Source organism: Gilliamella sp. B2772, from assembly GCF_026536985.1.
GTDB lineage: Bacteria > Pseudomonadota > Gammaproteobacteria > Enterobacterales > Orbaceae > Gilliamella > Gilliamella apicola_E.
Map to the genome: position 1 here is coordinate 253,168 of NZ_JAFNNB010000002.1, position 17,337 is coordinate 270,504.

A 17,337-nucleotide genomic window follows, 5' to 3' on the forward strand; every position below is an offset into this window, starting at 1 on the left:
TTTTAAAATTTACACTTCACTGAGGATAGTTCAAATGAAAATGAGGTTCATCAAGCAAAAATTAGTTAATAATGTTGTGGTGTTAGCTTTATTTAGTTCTCTTTTTTTTATTACAGCATGTGATAACTCATCATCGAAAACCGATAATCAAACTAAAAAAGAGATCAGTATGGGCGTTTCACCAGGACCGTACAATGATCTGTTTAATGATGCGGTTAAACCAATACTAGAATCAGAAGGCTATAAAGTTAAGTTAGTTAATTTTCCACATTTATTAGAATCAGATGTGGCATTAAGTGAAGGCAGTATTGATTTAACGGTAGCTCAACATACTGCATATATGGATGTGTTTAATAGTCAACGCAAAGCTCATTTAAAACCAGTGGTGCATGTACCTTCGGTTCCAGCTGCAATATTTTCGAATAAGTATACGTCGATAAAAAATGTTTTTCCGGGTGCTAAAATTGGAATTCCTCAAGATGCATCAAATGCAGCACGTTCTTACAACTTGTTGGAAAAAGCTGGTTGGATTAAGTTAAAACCAAATAGTAATCCAATTATTGTCGGCAAAAATGATATTGCCGAAAATATTGCGGGTGTTGATATTGTTGAAATGGATTCAGCCAATATTCCAAGAGTTTTAAATGAGTTAGATTTCGCCGTCATTCCAGGCAGTATCGTTTATTCCGCTAATATTGACTCGAAAAAAGCACTTTTGTCTGAAACAATTATTCCTGATTTAGAAATTATGGTTGTAGTTAATGAAGGTAATGAAAATAGTCAATGGGCAAAAGATATAAAGCGTATTTACCAATCACAACAATTTAAAGATTACATGCAAACACATAATCAAAATGGTTATTGGGTTATGCCACAAGAATAGTGATCATTTAGCCCGTTTAAATACGGGCTTTTTAATATTTAGGCATACTGGTATCAACAGTTCGAGCCCAAGCGTCAATGCCACCAGTTAAATTGTAGAGAAAATCACAATCAAATCCATTTTCAACCAAATAATTTGCAACGTTAAGACTCCTTACACCATGATGGCAATAAATAATAATATCAATTTCATCTGGGATTTTATCTAAATAAAGTGGTATGAGATTCATAGGAATATGTATTGCTCCTGCTATTGCACAAATTTCTACTTCATTAGGTTCGCGTACATCAAGTAAAAAAAGCGGTACGTTATTATCGATCTGTTGTTTTAGTTGCAAAGGTGTTATTTCTTTTATTATTGACATTATTCAAACTCATTCTATCTAAAAAAAGTTGAGGAACGGGGTTTTTGAACGCTATTTTATGTATTTTTTATTAAAAATCCCATCTTGCTAAAGAATGACAAGATGGGATTTTATTATGCAGCTAAAGCTTTACTAATTTTTTCGTAAAGATCTTTAGATAAATTATTCAACTTCAATAAGCTTTCTAAAGCTGCTGTCATTTTTTTCTGACGGTCTTTATTATAATGTTTTAGACGGATAAGTGGATCAATGAGTCGTGATGCCACTTGTGGATTTTTTTGGTTTAACTCTGTTAATATTTCTACTAAGAAATGATAACCACTACCGTCTTCCGCATGGAAAGCGATAGGATTATTATTTACAAAAGCACCAATTAGGCTTCTAATCCGATTTGGATTATTCAGTGAAAATGAGCGGTGATTGAGTAGTTTTTTTACTGTTGATAATACATTTTGCTCAGGGCTTGTTGCATTCAAGGCTAACCATTTATCCATAACCAAACCATCTTGATGCCATTTATTATCAAAATCGACAAGTAAAGTATGACGGCAATCAAGCTGTGCTTTCACCGCTGTGGTAAGTGCAGCTAATGAATCTGTCATATTATTCGCTTGTTCATATTGTCTTTTGACTAAGACATCTACTTGCTGATTATCGTTAGCATAAGCCAATAATGATAAACAACAATTTTTCAGCATACGTTTGCCGATATCTGAATGTTCAATATGATATTGAGCTGTTTGATTATGATGATAGACCGCTGTTAACTCATCATAAAGTTCATTAGCAAACACTCCTAATAAGAATTGGCGTGCTTGATAAATCGCAATCGGATCAATAATATCAAACAGATTTGCTAATTCATTTTCTGAAGGTAATGTCAATATTTGTGCGATAAGTGCAGGCTCAACAGAGTCTGATAATAGTATTCCTCTAAAAGCATCCAAAACAAGTTCAGAGAAAGTCATGGGTAGATTATGTTGATAATTACTGACATTTAAACGCACATATTTTGCTAATAGCATTTGCGCAGCATCGTAACGACTAAAAGCATTACTAGCATGTTGCATTAAGAATATAAGATCACCATCTTGGTAATCGTAATTGAGTTTTACCGGTGCTGAGAAATCACGCAATAAAGATATAATTGGTTTTTCACTAATATTATCAAATACAAATTGTTGTTTTGCTTGTGTTACATTTAATACATGATGTATAGATTTGTTTTGATATTGCAATCTAATCACTTCGCCATCATGTTGATAAAGTTCAATATCTAATGGAATATGTAGTGCTTGTTTTTGGCTTTGATCTTGCGTTGCTGGCGTATGTTGCTCAACAGTTAGGGTATATTGATGATTTTGTGGATCGTAACTGTCAGTTACTGTTAAAACTGGTGTGCCCGATTGGCTGTACCATAATTTGAATTGTGTTAAGTCAATGCCTGATGCATCTTGCATAGCTGCAACAAAATCATCACAGGTTGCAGCACTTCCATCATGTCGTTTGAAATAGAGTTTCATCCCTGCTTGAAAGTTTTCTTCACCTAATAATGTGTGCATCATACGTATAACTTCTGCACCTTTTTCATATACGGTAACAGTATAGAAATTGTTCATTTCAATTACTTGTTCAGGGCGAATAGGATGAGACATAGGGCTGGCATCTTCAGCAAATTGTACGGTTCGTAGTAGTTTGACATCACTGATACGTTTTACCGATCTAAGTCCTTGGTCAGAAGTAAATTCTTGATCTCTAAATACAGTTAATCCTTCTTTTAAACTAAGTTGGAACCAGTCTCGACAAGTAACGCGATTACCAGTCCAGTTATGAAAATATTCGTGACCAATTACGGATTCAATTCCAATGTAATCGTCATCTGTCGCGGTTTCAGGTTTAGCTAAGACATATTTAGAATTGAAAATATTTAGTCCTTTATTTTCCATTGCGCCCATATTGAAGAAATCAACAGCCACAATCATGAAAATATCTAAGTCATATTCTAAATCGAAACGATTTTCATCCCAGCGCATGGCATTTTTTAAACTGGTCATTGCCCATTGTGAACGTTCTAAATTACCTTTATCTACATAAATTTCTAAATCAATTTTTCGATTAGAGCGAGTAATAAAGTAATCTTTTAATATATCAAAATCACCAGCTACTAATGCGAATAAATAGGCTGGTTTAGGAAATGGATCTTGCCATTGAACCCAATGTCTACCGTCAGCTAGTTCGCCTTGTGAAATGCGGTTTCCATTAGATAATAGATATGGATATTGTTTTTTATTGGCAGTAATTCGAGTTGAAAAACGAGCTAATACATCGGGTCTATCAAGGTAGTAAGTGATATGACGGAAACCTTCCGCTTCACATTGTGTACAAAGTGCATCACCTGAAACATATAGTCCTTCAAGTGCGGTATTATCAATTGGTTTGATTTCGTTGACGATGGTTAAAGTAAATTCAGATGGGACATTTTTAATGATTAATCCGGTTTTTGTGATTTGATAATCACTCCAAGGTTGCTCATCAATATTTATTGAAACTAATTTAAGTTCTTCACCGTCTAAAATTAAATCGTCAGCTTGAGGATTTTTATTAATAACATGACTACGAGCGATAACTGTAGTTGTTTCTGCAGCTAAATCAAAATCGAGGTCAATATCAGTAATCGTGAAGTCGGGTGTTTTATAGTCATGACGAAATTTAGCAATTGGTTGGATATCAGTTGTACTCATTTTTCTTTGCCTTCTAAAGTGATACGCTGATCATGTATTTGAATTCATCAAAATAGGTCTTAATTACTTTCACTTTCATTTATTAATCAGATAAAAGTAAATGAATTATCAATATTAATCATTTTGGAATAGATATGGATTAATTTATCAAAATATCTTTATTGGCTATTATAGCGTATTAAAAATAATCTTATTAGATAATTAATCTATATCTTAATTATTATTCTGCTATAATCTCCAGAATTTTCTTGAAAGAACTGATAATAGATAGACATGTTACCCGCAATAATTACATCAATATTAGATACTGATGCTTATAAATTGCATATGCAGCAAGCTGTTTTTCATCATTATCCTGATGTGACTGTGAATGCACAGTTCCTGTGTCGTAGTGATGATTTACTTGGTCAGTATGCTGATCAAATTGCTCATCAAGTTAAATTAATGGAGTCTCTAGCTCTTACTGAAGATGAGTTCGCTTATTTGTCGCATATTTCTTTTTTTAAACCAGATTATTTAAATTGGCTAAAAAATTGGCATTTTAATAGTCAATTGTTAACGATTAAAAATGAAGATGGTCAGCTAGTTATTCAAATTGAAGGTAAATGGGTCGATGTGATTTTGTGGGAAGTACCATTGCTTGCAGTAATTAGTGAGATTATTCATAAAGATCGTTCTCCTAATATTGGTGTTGATCAAGCACTAGTAAGACTTAAAGATAAATTAGCAATATTTGATACTAATGATATCGATATATCTGGTTTCAATTTGATGGATTTTGGCACACGAAGACGTTACTCTTTTGCTGTACAAGAAGCCGTTGTTAGTTATTTGCAAAACCATTTTACCAATTTTAATAGTACTAGTAATTATTTATTGGCATATCGTTTAGGATTGACACCGGTTGGTACTCAAGCACATGAATGGTTTCAAGCTCATCAGCGTTTAAGTACCAATTTACAAGACTGCCAGAAGACGGCACTACAAGTTTGGTTAGATGAGTATCCACATGATTTGGGTGTTGCATTAACTGATTGTATTACGATGGATGCATTTTTACGGGATTTTGATTATTATTTAGCCTCTCATTATCAAGGATTACGCCATGATTCAGGCGATCCGATAGAGTGGGGCGAAAAAGCGATTCGTCATTATCAGCAATTAGGAATTGATCCTAAAACAAAATTACTGGTTTTTTCTGATAGCCTAAACTTTGATAAAGCGCTTAAAATCTATCAATACTTCAATAACCGAGTAAAATTATCTTTTGGTATAGGCGGTTTTTTAGCTTGTGACATTCCGTCTACAGAGTTTAATACCAAGTCCTTGAATATTGTGTTAAAACTCACTGAATGTAATAATCAACCTGTGGCTAAATTATCAGATAGTCCTGGAAAAACGATTTCGAAAGATTTGGCCTTTATTGACGAATTGAAAAGAACGTTCAAAGTCAATCATTAATAATAAAAGTAGATTATTAATGCTAAAAATTAAATAAGTAATATATCATTAACCGGTATTATTAATCATAAAGAAAATTTTTATGGTTAGTCATTTTAAAATTATATTGCTTTTAATAATATTAACTATATAGATAATAAAATAGAGATGGATAATTAAAATGAATTCAGTTGCTCCTATTGTTGACGTGTTACAAGGCAAAATTGCTGTTGGTAGCACTATTTCTGTTCAAGGCTGGGTACGAACGCGCCGTGATTCGAAAGCCGGTATTTCATTTCTGGCTGTTTATGATGGCTCATGCTTTGATCCTATTCAAGCTGTTATAGAAAAAGAACTACCAAATTATGAACAGGATATTTTACGTTTAACTGCTGGCTGTTCAGTAAAAGTAACAGGAAAAGTAGTTGAATCTCCTGGTCAAGGTCAAAAATATGAGTTGCAAGCAACGAATGTTGAAGTTTATGGTTTTGTTGATGATCCTGAAACTTATCCTATGGCCGCTAAACGTCACTCAATTGAATATCTTCGTGAGGTTGCCCATTTACGAGCTAGAACCAATATTGTTGGAGCAATCACTCGTGTGCGACATACATTAGCCCAAGCTATTCACCAATTTTTTGATGAACGTGGATTCTTCTGGTTATCAACACCAATTATTACTGCATCAGATACTGAAGGTGCAGGGGAAATGTTTCGAGTTTCAACTCTTGATATGTTAAATCTACCTAAAACAGATAATGGTAAAATTGACTTTGATAAAGATTTTTTTGGTAAAGAAGCCTTTTTGACTGTTTCGGGACAACTCAATGCAGAAACTTATGCTTGTGCACTTTCTAAAGTTTATACTTTTGGTCCAACATTTAGGGCTGAAAATTCAAATACTACTCGCCATTTAGCCGAATTTTGGATGATGGAACCGGAAGTTGCTTTTGCCGATCTTAACGATAATGCAAAACTCGCCGAAGATATGTTGAAATATGTTTTCAAGACGGTACTAGAGAAACGCGCTGATGATATGCAGTTTTTTGCTCAGCATATTGATAAAGAAGCAATCAATCGTTTAGAAAACTTTATTAATGCTGATTTTGCTCAAGTTGATTACACCGATGCCATTTCTATTTTACAAAACTGTGATGCAAAATTTGAAAATCCTGTTAGTTGGGGAATTGATTTAGCCTCTGAACATGAACGGTATTTGGCTGAACAACATTTTAAAGCGCCAGTTGTTGTTAAAAATTATCCTAAGGATATCAAAGCATTCTATATGCGTATGAATGATGATGGTAAAACTGTTGCAGCAATGGATGTATTAGCGCCAGGAATCGGCGAGATCATTGGTGGTTCGCAACGTGAAGAACGCTTAGATATGTTAGATAAACGTATGGATGAGTTAGGTCTTAAAAAAGAAGACTACTGGTGGTATCGTGATTTGCGTCGTTATGGAACTGTTCCACATTCAGGTTTTGGACTTGGTTTTGAACGATTGATTGTGTATGTCACTGGTGTACAAAATGTTCGTGATGTGATCCCATTTCCAAGAACACCGCGTAATGCAAATTTCTAAAATTTGCTCAAATTTTCAACTGACTTTTTGTCAGTTGATATAAAAATTAATATAAATAAAATACAAAAATCGTATAAAAATTAATCAAACGGATGTAATTTTAAGCTTAGACACGAAGTTTTAGGAAAAGTTCACTTGATTTTAATAAATTTTTATACATAATTTACAGTACTGTGAAAATTGAGATAAAAATAATAGTTATAAACATTAGTTAAAAACATTATTTTTGGATGAATAATCATTGTAACAAAATTGACACAACCCAAAAGACGTGTCTTTTAAGAAAAATAACCATGAGGGTAAGAAATGAAACGTAATCTATTAGCAATCGCTATCCCTGCTCTTTTAGTAGCAGCAGGTGCAAATGCTTCTATCGAAGTATGGAATAAAGATGGTAACAAAGTAGACTTTTACGGACGAGTAAAAGCTGCTAACAACATCACTGACCGTGGACAAGCAGGTGAAGGTGATGATACTTCAGCTCGTTTAGGTATGTCTGGTCAAACACAAATCACTGACGGCATCACTGGTTACGGTCGTTGGGAATATGAAGCTAAAGCAGGTAAAGATTCTCATAACGAAGTTCGTTATGCATTCGCTGGTTTAAACTTTGGTGATTTTGGTTCATTCGATTATGGTCGTAATGACGGTGTGTTAAAAGCAATCACTGCATATACTGACGTATTACCACAATTTGGTGGTGACGCAGCAAACAACGAATGGAACGTGCTATCAGCTCGTACTAAAGCTGTTGCAACTTACCGTAACAACAATTTATTCGGTTTAACTGACGATATCAGCTTTGCATTACAATATGCAGATAATGGTGATAATTCATTAACCTATGATGGTAAAAAGTCTAAAGTAGTACTTGATGAACATGATAATTTCGACGGATTTAAAGGTGATAGCCGCGAAGCATATGGTGCTAATGTTCAATGGCGTATCTTTGACACAGGTTTAACCGTTGGTGCTGGTTATGCACAAACTGCAGGTAAATCTAAATATTATGAAGGCGAGACTAAAAAAGCTAGAACTTGGAGCACAGGTATCAAATATGATAACTATAACCTATATTTAGCAGCAAACTATTTCCAAACTAAATTCAATACTTGGAATGAGAGAGTTGCTGGCGGTGATCGTTATGATGATCCTAAAATCAAAGGTGTTGAGTTAGTTGCTCAATATGGTATTGATTTAGAAGTAGGTCGTTTAACTCCATCTTTAGCTTATGTTCAACATAAACTTAGCAATATTGAAGATGCGTATTATGATGATAACCATAAAGAAGGTCGTAATTTAGCTAAATATGTTTCAGTTGGTATGACATATGACCTTAATAAGAACTTCAGTGCTATCGTTGAATATAAATTCAATCTTCTTAAAAAATACGATCAAGGAGCTGAAGATAATACAGTTCGTGAAAGCAATGGTCGTCATAAATACAAACCAGGTACTAAAGACGTGTTAGGTGTTGGTTTAATTTACCAATTCTAATCTCTTAATATCCTTAAATATCTCAAAAAGGCACTTAGGTGCCTTTTTTTTCGTCTATTAAATATCAAACCATACAAAAAAACATTTTATGCTTAAAAAAAATTAATTTTAAGTCATAGAATAGTCCTAATTCGCAGAATTACATGTGATAAACATTGTTAATCTACAGTGTTTCAATAAAAATCTAGTATTCAATAGTAGATATCCCAGTAATAATTTAGTTGCTATTTGAAAGCAACTATTTATTAAACCAAGAACAAATATTTTTGTATCTTTTTTAAATAATAAAATACCTAAGAGGGTAATTAAATGAAACGTAATCTATTAGCAATTGCTATTCCTGCACTATTAATTGCCGGAACAGCTAGCGCTTCTATTGAAGTGTGGAACAAAGATGGCAATAAAGTTGACTTTTATGGTCGAGTCTATGCTTTAAATTATCTTACTGATCGAAATAATCAAACTGGTGAAGGTGACAAAACGACAGCTCGTTTAGGTATGTCTGGTGAAACGCAAATTTCAGATAGTTTGAGTGGCTATGGTCGTTGGGAATATGAAGCAAAAACTGGATCAGATGCTGATAACGAAACTCGTTATGCATATGCTGGTTTAAATTTCGGTGATTTTGGTTCATTTGACTACGGTCGTAACGACGGTGTATTAAAAACTTTAACTTCTTATACTGACGTTCTACCTGAATTTGGTGGTGATGCTTCAAATAATGATATTTACGCATTAACGGCTAGAACAAAAGCTGTAGCGACTTACCGTAATTCAAACTTTTTTGGATTAGTTAACGGTTTACGTTTTGCAGTACAGTATGCAGATAACGGAGATAATAGTTCAACTCAATATCTAAATAAGCATGATCGTACTGACCATGATAGTGCAGAAGCATGGGGTTCTGTAATTGATTGGGATGTGCTTGATAGTGGTTTATCTATTGGTGCAGGTTATGCGCAAACTGGTGGACATAAAGATGCTAAAGCATGGTCAGCAGGTGCTAAATATAATAACGACAATCTTTATTTAGCTGCACTTTATATTCAAGGTAAACAAAAATATGGTTGGGAAAAAGCGTCAAGTACAAGTAACACTGATGATTTGAAAACCAAAGGTTTTGAATTAGTTGCACAATATGGTATTGACTTTGAAGTTGGCCGTTTAACACCTTCTGTTGCATATATTCAACATAAAGTACAAGATGCTTCAAGCTTCTCAAGAAGTGGTGATGCAGGCCTTAAAGGTAATGATTTAGTTAAATATGTTGATGTTGGCTTAACTTACGATTTCAATAAAAATTTATCAGCCATTGTTGATTATAAAATCAACTTGTTAGATAAGAATGATATTGGCGCACGTCGTGCTTTATATGAAGACGGTACATTTAGTAAATCTCAAATTAAAGCAACAGCTAAGGATACTGTTGCATTAGGATTAATTTATCAATTCTAATTATTTTATCTTTTGATTTGATAAAGGCACTTCGGTGCCTTTTTTCTTGTCTTTCTGGATCAAATACTGCTTGCACTTTTATAGATAGTTTGTTAAAAAATACAAAAAATAATAAGGAATTAGGATTATTTGATGCTTTATATTACTCGAAAGCTACCTGCAAAGAAAAGCATTGCATTGGTTGCACATGATCATTTGAAAGAAGCATTATTAAATTGGTGCAAAACAAATCGCGAAGAACTCTCTCATCATAATTTATGTGGAACAGGTACAACAGGTACATTAATTAAGAAAGAAACCGGATTAAATATTACGCCAATGCTTAGTGGTCCAATGGGGGGCGATCAGCAGATCGGCGCTTTAATCGCAGAAGGTAAAATTGATATTCTTATCTTTTTCTGGGATCCTCTAAATGCCGTTCCTCATGATCCAGATGTAAAAGCACTGTTACGCTTATCAACGGTTTGGAACATTCCTGTTGCAACTAATCAAGCAACAGCTAACGCATTAATACAGTCCTCAATATTTACTCAAGAAGTGGAGATAGAGATCCCTGATTATCAAGGCTATTTAAATGAAAGAGTAAAATAGATGCCAATTCCTTCACAAGTTCGCAAAACAGGTAGATACATATTATTATTTGATAATCTGTTTATTGTATTGGGATTTTATGTCGTATTTCCGCTCGTTTCTACGCACTTTGTTAGCCAAGTAGGTTGGAGTGCACTATTTGTTGGTTTTGCTTTAGGATTTCGTCAATTTGTTCAACAAGGTTTTGGCTTAATTGGTGGTGCTATAGCTGATCGATTTGGTGCAAAACCTATGATCATAACAGGTATGTTTTTGCGGTCGATTGGCTTTATTTCAATGGCTTTAGCAACTGAACACTGGTTATTACTTGTATCTTGCTTATTGTCTGCATTGGGTGGACTGTTATTTGATCCACCTCGAATGGGATTAACCATAAAATTTACTAGACCTCACGAACGAGGCAAATTTATATCATTATTAATGATACAAGATAATGCCGGTGCAGTTATTGGTGCTCTTATTGGTGGTATCTTAATAGATTATGATTTCCAATTAGTTTGTTGGTGTGGTGCTTTTATCTTTTTCTTATGTGGTATTTTTAATCTGTTTTTTTTACCCTCTTATCATATTGCAATTGGTAAAGCTTCAATTATTAATGGTATGAAAATGGTTTTGAAAGATAAAAAGTTTACTCATTATGTGCTTACTTTAACTGGTTATTATGTGCTTGGGGTGCAAGTCATGTTGATGCTACCTCTAACTATTACCAATATTTCAGGAAGTTCAAGCTATGTGAAATGGATGTACGTGATTGAAGCAACTATCTCACTAACTCTGCTTTATCCTATTGCTCGGTTTAGTGAAAAATATTTTAGATTAGATCAACGCCTTAAATTTGGATTACTTTTGATGTCGTTTGCCTTTATAATAATCGGATTTACATCCCAATTATCTATTTTGCTATCCTTGATTGCGCTTTTTTACCTTGGTGCAATTATTGCTGAGCCGGCTAGAGAAACTTTAGCAACCGTGTTAACTAATCCAAAAGCCAAAGGTAGTTATATGGGATTTAGTCGATTAGGGCTTGCTTTAGGTGGGTTTGTTGGTTATACCGGTGCCGGTTGGCTTTATGAAATTGCAATCAAGATGGGTTTTCCGCATTTACCGTGGATTATTTTAACTTTAGTTGGTTTATTAACGTTAGGTTATTTACAATATTTATTTAAGGATGAACCACCTTTTAATTTAGTCAAGATGAAAAAAATTGATTAATTTCACCATATTTAAATAAAATTGCTTCACCAGTGTTTAATTTATGCCAAGTTTCATTTGAGGTTAACGGCATAGTTGAAATAATAGTGACAATATCATTTGGTGTAGTATGCTTTTGAAAATCGATTTCAACATCTTCATCAATTAATTTTGCTTTACCAAATGGCGCTTTTCGGGTGATCCAATGAAGATTAGTCGAGCAATAGGCAAATACATATTCACCATCTGAAAGTAACATATTAAAAATACCAAGTTCGGTTAATTTAATCGCACACTCTCGAATATAATCAAAAAGTTCAATATCATCGGTAGGTTGTTTGGGATATTTTTTATGTAACTGATTAATTAAGTAACAAAAAGCATATTCACTGTCGGTTAATCCAACTGGTTGAAAAATTCCCATATGCAGCTTTTCGTAATCAGTTAATTGCCCATTGTGGGCAAAAGTCCAATTTTTTCCCCATAATTCGCGAGTAAAAGGATGGGTATTTTCTAGAGCTACTCCTCCTCGATTAGCTTGACGAATATGAGCAATTACTGCCGTTGATTTTATTGGGTATTGTTGAACTAATTTAGCTATAGGTGAAAAACTACAAGGTTCAGGATCTTTGAATGTACGACATCCTTTACCTTCATAAAATGTTATTCCCCAGCCATCTTTATGTGGACCTTTATCACCGCCACGTTTGATTAAACTGGTAAAACTAAAACAGATATCAGTCGGCACATTGGCACTCATACCCAATAATTCGCACATATTAAGCCATCTCTTTTTCAATGAGTAAAATCAAAATATGAATCACTTTTATATGGATTTCTTGCACTCTATCAGCATAACCAAAATGAGGTACACGAATGTCTATATCAGCCAAACCATTCATTTTTCCACCATCTTTACCGGTAAGCGTGATAATTTTCATACCTTTTTGTTTTGCTGCTTCAATCGCTTTAATGACATTAGTTGAGTTTCCTGAAGTTGAAATACCTAGTAGTACATCACCTTTTTGACCAACACCTTCTACATAGCGAGAAAAAATAGAATCGAAACCATAATCATTACCAACGCAAGATATATGACTTACATCTGAAATTGCAATGGCAGGATAGGATGGTCGATTATCGCGAAAACGGCCAGTTAACTCTTCAGCAAAATGCATAGCGTCACAATGAGAACCTCCATTACCACATGAAAGTACTTTACCACCTTGTTTAAATGAGTTTGCGATTAAAATGGCCGCCTGTTGGATTTGTTTAAGATTTTCATCATTTGAAATGAAATTGGCTAAAACTTCAATTGCTTGATTTAGCTCATCTCGAATAGTGTTAATGTACATCAATTTTACCTCTTTTGTAGAAAGCTTTTTTCTTACCATTGTAATTCGTTAATAACAGCTTGCAAGTAATAAAAATGAAATTTCTTATAGTAAGAAAAAACTTTGATGCAATTATTAAAAATTTATAAATCTTTGTTGAAGGAATGATAATTTATAAATGTAAAAATTACACTTTATAAACAGTAAATTTACAAACAATAACTTTCAAATAATCATACTTACTTATGCTTGTTATAAACATGTTAATTCCCCATTTTTGCTAATAGGATAACCCTTTAATCTGTGCTATAATTGGCTTATAAATTTTTCACTAAAAGTGATTATAAAATTGCATCTAGAATCTATCGATAAGGAATAAATATGCAAATAGTTAAAGGTAAAGTTGCTGCACCAAAAGCTAAAGTAGCCATTATCGTGGCACGTTTTAACCAATTTATTAACGAAAGTTTAGTTAATGGAGCAGTAGATGCATTAACTCGTATTGGTCAAGTTGAAGATAAAAACATTTCAGTTATTTGGGTACCAGGCGCTTACGAAATTCCTTTAGCAGCAAAAGTTGCTGCACAATCAAAAAAATATGATGCCATTGTAGCATTAGGTACGGTAATTCGTGGCAGTACGGCTCATTTTGATTTCGTTGCTGGAGAATCAAGTTCAGGTTTATTGAATGCTAGTTTAGAGTATTCAATACCAGTTGGTTTTGGAATCTTAACCACCGAAAGTATTGAGCAGGCGATCGAACGAGCTGGAACTAAAGCGGGTAATAAAGGTGCTGAAGCAGCATTAACCGCACTTGAAATGTTAAATGTTATCAAAACAATTAAGGGGTAATTTAGTGGCGTTAGTTAATCCTCGTCGTCGAGCAAGAGAGTGTGCCGTTCAAGCCATTTACTCTTGGCAAATTTCTAAAAATGATCTTGCTGATGTTGAGAGCAGTTTTATAGCTGAACAAGATATGAAAGGTGTTGATAGTAAATATTTTAGAGAATTACTTCATGGTGTTGCCAAAAACACAGCAGAATTAGATGAAAAAATGGCACCTTACCTAACAGAAAGAACTGTTGATGAGTTAGGACAAATTGAATTAGCGGTACTACGAATTGCAACTTATGAATTAATGAAGAGACATGATGTCCCTTATAAAGTGGTTATCAATGAAGCAATTGATCTGGCGAAAACTTTTGGCGCAGAAGAAAGCCACAAATTTATAAATGGTGTATTGGATAAAGTTGCTCCAACTATTCGTACACGATAACTGTCTTAAATTGGGAATATTATGAACGACACGATCGAAAAAAGCAGGCCTTCAATTTTTTATGCCAAAAATAGTCAATCAAGTGTGAAATCTGTAAAAAACAAAGGCAATGATCATCGAAGTAAGCGTAAAAATGATAGTTTTCAGTCTAATTCAAATGCAAAAAATGATCGAATTGAAACATTTAAAGTAAAATCATCAAATAAAACTATAAAGTCATCTAAAGTAAACTTAAATTTATCAGATGAACATGATTCTCCTTGGCAAAAAAAAGTTAAAGATAACGATCAAACTCCAACATTTGGTTACGATGAGTATCGACAAAAAAAAGAAGAGACTTTAGTTTATAGTGAAAACAGTTGTAGAGCTGTATTTAAGCATCGACGCTCTGCTATAGTGAAATTATTTATTACTCAAGAAATGACTTACCAGTTTAAAGATTTAATTAATTGGTTAGTCAAACAACGACTAGGTTATGACGTTGTATCAACAGAACAAATTACTAAAATAACTCAAAACCTACATCATGGTGGAGTCTGTTTAATTGTTAAAAAACGGATACCGCTCTCTTTACTTGATTATTTACATGAACATGATGATAGAGTTCGTGATTGTATTCTTGCGATTGATGATGTTAATAACCCTCATAATTTAGGTGGATTAGTTCGTAGCGCTGCTTTTTTTGGCGTTAATGGTATCATTTTGCGTCAAACTAATTTGCTTGATAGTGGATCAGCAATGCGAGTCGCTGAAGGTGGTATTGAAGCGATTGAACCAATTAAAAGTGATGATTTTATTGTATCCATAGATATATTAAAAAAGAATGGTTATCAAATAATTGCCTTATTACCATGTCAGTCAAAATCCATTAAATCAACCGAATTATCACAACTTGAATTTAAAAAGAAAGTTGTATTAATTATATTTCAACAAATTAATACAAAGTTAATTAATTGTGCTGATAATGTTGTGCATTTGAGTGGTAATGATAATATGTCGGCATTAAATATTTCTGTTGCAGCAGGGATTGTTTTATCTACTATTAAATATCAATCTTAATTGATATTGCTCTAGTTATTTTTGAATATTTTGATGAAGTTAACACTTTTATCTTCTCATTATATTAAATAGCATCAATTGGTTAGAAAATGGTTGTTTTTTCTGTACATTGGTATCGAGTTTTTTAATGTATTGGTAATTATTATGTCATCTAAACATCGAGTTGGTTTAATTTTTGGTAAGTTCTATCCATTACACAGTGGCCACATTTATCTTATTGAAAAAGCGTTAACGCAAGTTGATGAATTACATGTAATGCTTGGTTGTGAAGCAACTCGCGATAAACAACTATTTGAGAAAAGTCGTTTACCTAGACAGCCACAAGTTAGTGATCGTTTTTCATGGTTAAAAGATACCTTCAAAGATAGACATAATATTCATATTTATATTTCTGATGAAACTGGAATTAACTATTATCCTAATGGTTGGAAAGAGTGGAGTGATAGTATTAAACATATATTATCAGAAAATAAAATTGAACCATCTGTTGTGTTTACTAGTGAACCACAAGATGTAACGGAGCATGAGCGCTATTTTGGTTGCCCTGTAGTTGTTATTGATGCTAATCGTGAATTCGTTAATATCAGTGCAACCAAAATTCGAGAAAATCCTTATCAAAATTGGTCTTTTATTGCCCAAGCAGCTAGACCTTTTTTTGTTAAAAAAGTCGCCATCATAGGACATGATAAATTTAATGAATTGCCCGTAAAATTAGCTAATATTTATAATACACAATATGTTTCAAATGGGTATATAAATTATATTCAACGAGAAATTTCCACTCTAGAAAATAAACGTTACTTAAGTGAAAATGATTATCTAAGAATTGCAATGTTACATGTAGAGAGAATGAGTAAATCATTAGAAAATGCTAATAAGCTTCTCTTTACTTCGATCGATTTTGGGACATTATCTAACTACTACGAGCAAATTTTTGGCAAATCTAATGAAGTCTTAATTGGACTAAAAAGTAGTTACCAATTTGATTTAATTATTTATGAAAACGAATTACCGGCGAATTCCACTCCATTACAGCATTTTGAAATTGTTTCTAAAATGGTTGAATCGTTATTGATTTAGCTCATCACATTTAGGTTAGCTTATGTTAAAATAAGCTAACTTTTTGTGATAGGTGAATTTTTATGTCTCAATCTTCTCAACCAAATGAAAATCAGGATAAAATTGATTTTGGTTACACCCAAGTTCCAAAACAAGATAAAGTAAAACGCGTAGCAGAGGTGTTTCATTCTGTTGCAGATAAATACGATATCATGAACGATCTAATGTCATTTGGTATTCACCGAATCTGGAAAAAAATAACTATTGAGTATAGTAGTGTTAGGAAAGGACAAAAAGTCCTTGATCTAGCTGGTGGTACAGGTGATTTAACAGCTAAATTCTCACAAATAGTTGGAGATGATGGCTTAGTTGTATTAGCAGATATCAATGAGTCGATGCTTAAGGTTGGTAGAGATAAACTACGAGATAAAGGCTTATTTAAAAATATTGAATATGTACAAGCAAATGCAGAGGAGTTACCATTTGCAGATAACTATTTTGATTGTATCACTATCTCATTTGGTCTACGAAATGTGACTGATAAGCAAAAAGCGCTAGAATCTATGTGGCGAGTTTTAAAGCCAGGAGGGCGTTTATTGATTCTAGAATTCTCTAAACCACAATACCAAATTTTAAATAAAGCCTACGATCTTTACTCATTTACTATGTTGCCATTAATGGGAAAAATCGTAGCGAATGATTCAGATAGTTATCGATATTTAGCTGAATCTATCAGAATGCACCCAGATCAAAAAACACTGAAAAAAATGATGGAAGATGCTGGGTTTGTCGATGTTAAATATCACAATATGACAGGCGGTATTGTAGCCTTACATACTGGTTTTAAATTTTAATGTGATAA

General features: G+C 33.3%; 16 protein-coding genes. 12 read left to right on the forward strand and 4 right to left on the reverse strand.

Annotated features, from left to right (window positions below):
- Positions 1-34: 34 nt before the first annotated feature.
- Positions 35-883: a MetQ/NlpA family ABC transporter substrate-binding protein gene (locus tag J3T98_RS06375; RefSeq protein WP_220225705.1), complete on the forward strand. Its 849-nt coding sequence runs from the start codon at positions 35-37 to the stop codon at positions 881-883.
- Between the two features lie 31 nt (positions 884-914).
- Here J3T98_RS06375 and J3T98_RS06380 read toward each other — a convergent pair whose 3' ends face one another.
- Both J3T98_RS06380 and pepN read right to left on the reverse strand, forming a co-directional pair.
- A complete protein-coding gene (locus tag J3T98_RS06380; protein ID WP_267362415.1) occupies positions 915-1,247 on the reverse strand; it encodes a rhodanese-like domain-containing protein in 333 nt (110 codons plus the stop codon).
- A 113-nt stretch (positions 1,248-1,360) separates the two neighbouring features.
- Positions 1,361-3,988, reverse strand: a complete 2,628-nt coding sequence (pepN, locus tag J3T98_RS06385) for an aminopeptidase N (RefSeq protein ID WP_267362416.1) — start codon at positions 3,986-3,988, stop codon at positions 1,361-1,363.
- A gap of 273 nt (positions 3,989-4,261) precedes the next feature.
- Between pepN and pncB the strand changes: the two genes are divergently transcribed.
- The 6 genes from pncB to mdtH all read left to right on the forward strand — a co-directional run bounded on the left by pncB (position 4,262) and on the right by mdtH (position 11,768).
- Positions 4,262-5,449: a nicotinate phosphoribosyltransferase gene (gene pncB, locus J3T98_RS06390; RefSeq protein ID WP_267362417.1), complete on the forward strand. Its 1,188-nt coding sequence runs from the start codon at positions 4,262-4,264 to the stop codon at positions 5,447-5,449.
- A gap of 160 nt (positions 5,450-5,609) precedes the next feature.
- Entirely contained in the window at positions 5,610-7,013 is a 1,404-nt protein-coding gene (gene asnS, locus J3T98_RS06395; RefSeq protein ID WP_220225709.1) for an asparagine--tRNA ligase, read from the forward strand.
- 306 nt (positions 7,014-7,319) lie between these two features.
- Positions 7,320-8,510, forward strand: a complete 1,191-nt coding sequence (locus J3T98_RS06400) for a porin (RefSeq protein WP_267362418.1) — start codon at positions 7,320-7,322, stop codon at positions 8,508-8,510.
- 309 nt (positions 8,511-8,819) lie between these two features.
- Entirely contained in the window at positions 8,820-9,965 is a 1,146-nt protein-coding gene (locus J3T98_RS06405; RefSeq protein ID WP_065734667.1) for a porin, read from the forward strand.
- Between the two features lie 132 nt (positions 9,966-10,097).
- Positions 10,098-10,556 (forward strand): methylglyoxal synthase, encoded by a 459-nt coding sequence (locus tag J3T98_RS06410; protein WP_065734666.1) that lies wholly within the window; start codon positions 10,098-10,100, stop codon positions 10,554-10,556.
- Positions 10,557-11,768, forward strand: a complete 1,212-nt coding sequence (mdtH, locus tag J3T98_RS06415) for a multidrug efflux MFS transporter MdtH (RefSeq protein ID WP_065734665.1) — start codon at positions 10,557-10,559, stop codon at positions 11,766-11,768.
- On the opposite strand, the gene J3T98_RS06420 is transcribed toward mdtH, so the two are convergent.
- Together J3T98_RS06420 and lpcA are read right to left on the reverse strand one after the other, a co-directional pair.
- On the reverse strand, positions 11,746-12,525 hold the full coding sequence (locus J3T98_RS06420) for a class II glutamine amidotransferase (RefSeq protein WP_065563601.1): 780 nt from the start codon (positions 12,523-12,525) through the stop codon (positions 11,746-11,748). The genes mdtH and J3T98_RS06420 overlap by 23 nt on opposite strands.
- Position 12,526: 1 nt before the next feature.
- A complete protein-coding gene (lpcA, locus tag J3T98_RS06425; RefSeq protein WP_267362419.1) occupies positions 12,527-13,102 on the reverse strand; it encodes a D-sedoheptulose 7-phosphate isomerase in 576 nt (191 codons plus the stop codon).
- Between the two features lie 360 nt (positions 13,103-13,462).
- Here lpcA and ribE point away from each other — a divergent pair, with 360 nt between their 5' ends.
- The 5 genes from ribE to ubiE all read left to right on the forward strand — a co-directional run bounded on the left by ribE (position 13,463) and on the right by ubiE (position 17,329).
- Positions 13,463-13,933: a 6,7-dimethyl-8-ribityllumazine synthase gene (gene ribE / locus J3T98_RS06430; protein ID WP_065563599.1), complete on the forward strand. Its 471-nt coding sequence runs from the start codon at positions 13,463-13,465 to the stop codon at positions 13,931-13,933.
- Between the two features lie 4 nt (positions 13,934-13,937).
- Positions 13,938-14,357 carry a transcription antitermination factor NusB gene (gene nusB / locus J3T98_RS06435; RefSeq protein WP_218058472.1) on the forward strand — a complete coding sequence of 140 codons (420 nt, stop codon included), beginning with the start codon at positions 13,938-13,940 and terminating at the stop codon, positions 14,355-14,357.
- A 21-nt stretch (positions 14,358-14,378) separates the two neighbouring features.
- The gene (locus tag J3T98_RS06440) at positions 14,379-15,416 is read left to right on the forward strand and encodes a TrmH family RNA methyltransferase (protein ID WP_267357179.1); all 1,038 of its coding nucleotides are present in this window, start codon (positions 14,379-14,381) and stop codon (positions 15,414-15,416) included.
- 144 nt (positions 15,417-15,560) lie between these two features.
- Positions 15,561-16,496 carry a multifunctional transcriptional regulator/nicotinamide-nucleotide adenylyltransferase/ribosylnicotinamide kinase NadR gene (gene nadR / locus J3T98_RS06445; RefSeq protein ID WP_267362421.1) on the forward strand — a complete coding sequence of 312 codons (936 nt, stop codon included), beginning with the start codon at positions 15,561-15,563 and terminating at the stop codon, positions 16,494-16,496.
- 62 nt (positions 16,497-16,558) lie between these two features.
- Complete coding sequence (gene ubiE, locus J3T98_RS06450) at positions 16,559-17,329, forward strand: bifunctional demethylmenaquinone methyltransferase/2-methoxy-6-polyprenyl-1,4-benzoquinol methylase UbiE (protein WP_065563595.1); 771 nt, start codon at positions 16,559-16,561, stop codon at positions 17,327-17,329.
- The last annotated feature ends 8 nt before the right edge of the window (positions 17,330-17,337 follow it).

Bases quoted from the DNA above. Each gene is read 5' to 3' on its own strand.
- J3T98_RS06375 (WP_220225705.1), top strand. From the start codon at position 35: ATGAAAATGAGGTTCATCAAGCAAAAATTAGTTAATAATGTTGTGGTG.
- J3T98_RS06380 (WP_267362415.1), bottom strand. From the start codon at position 1,247: ATGTCAATAATAAAAGAAATAACACCTTTGCAACTAAAACAACAGATC.
- pepN (WP_267362416.1), bottom strand. From the start codon at position 3,988: ATGAGTACAACTGATATCCAACCAATTGCTAAATTTCGTCATGACTAT.
- pncB (WP_267362417.1), top strand. From the start codon at position 4,262: ATGTTACCCGCAATAATTACATCAATATTAGATACTGATGCTTATAAA.
- asnS (WP_220225709.1), top strand. From the start codon at position 5,610: ATGAATTCAGTTGCTCCTATTGTTGACGTGTTACAAGGCAAAATTGCT.
- J3T98_RS06400 (WP_267362418.1), top strand. From the start codon at position 7,320: ATGAAACGTAATCTATTAGCAATCGCTATCCCTGCTCTTTTAGTAGCA.
- J3T98_RS06405 (WP_065734667.1), top strand. From the start codon at position 8,820: ATGAAACGTAATCTATTAGCAATTGCTATTCCTGCACTATTAATTGCC.
- J3T98_RS06410 (WP_065734666.1), top strand. From the start codon at position 10,098: ATGCTTTATATTACTCGAAAGCTACCTGCAAAGAAAAGCATTGCATTG.
- mdtH (WP_065734665.1), top strand. From the start codon at position 10,557: ATGCCAATTCCTTCACAAGTTCGCAAAACAGGTAGATACATATTATTA.
- J3T98_RS06420 (WP_065563601.1), bottom strand. From the start codon at position 12,525: ATGTGCGAATTATTGGGTATGAGTGCCAATGTGCCGACTGATATCTGT.
- lpcA (WP_267362419.1), bottom strand. From the start codon at position 13,102: ATGTACATTAACACTATTCGAGATGAGCTAAATCAAGCAATTGAAGTT.
- ribE (WP_065563599.1), top strand. From the start codon at position 13,463: ATGCAAATAGTTAAAGGTAAAGTTGCTGCACCAAAAGCTAAAGTAGCC.
- J3T98_RS06440 (WP_267357179.1), top strand. From the start codon at position 14,379: ATGAACGACACGATCGAAAAAAGCAGGCCTTCAATTTTTTATGCCAAA.
- nadR (WP_267362421.1), top strand. From the start codon at position 15,561: ATGTCATCTAAACATCGAGTTGGTTTAATTTTTGGTAAGTTCTATCCA.
- ubiE (WP_065563595.1), top strand. From the start codon at position 16,559: ATGTCTCAATCTTCTCAACCAAATGAAAATCAGGATAAAATTGATTTT.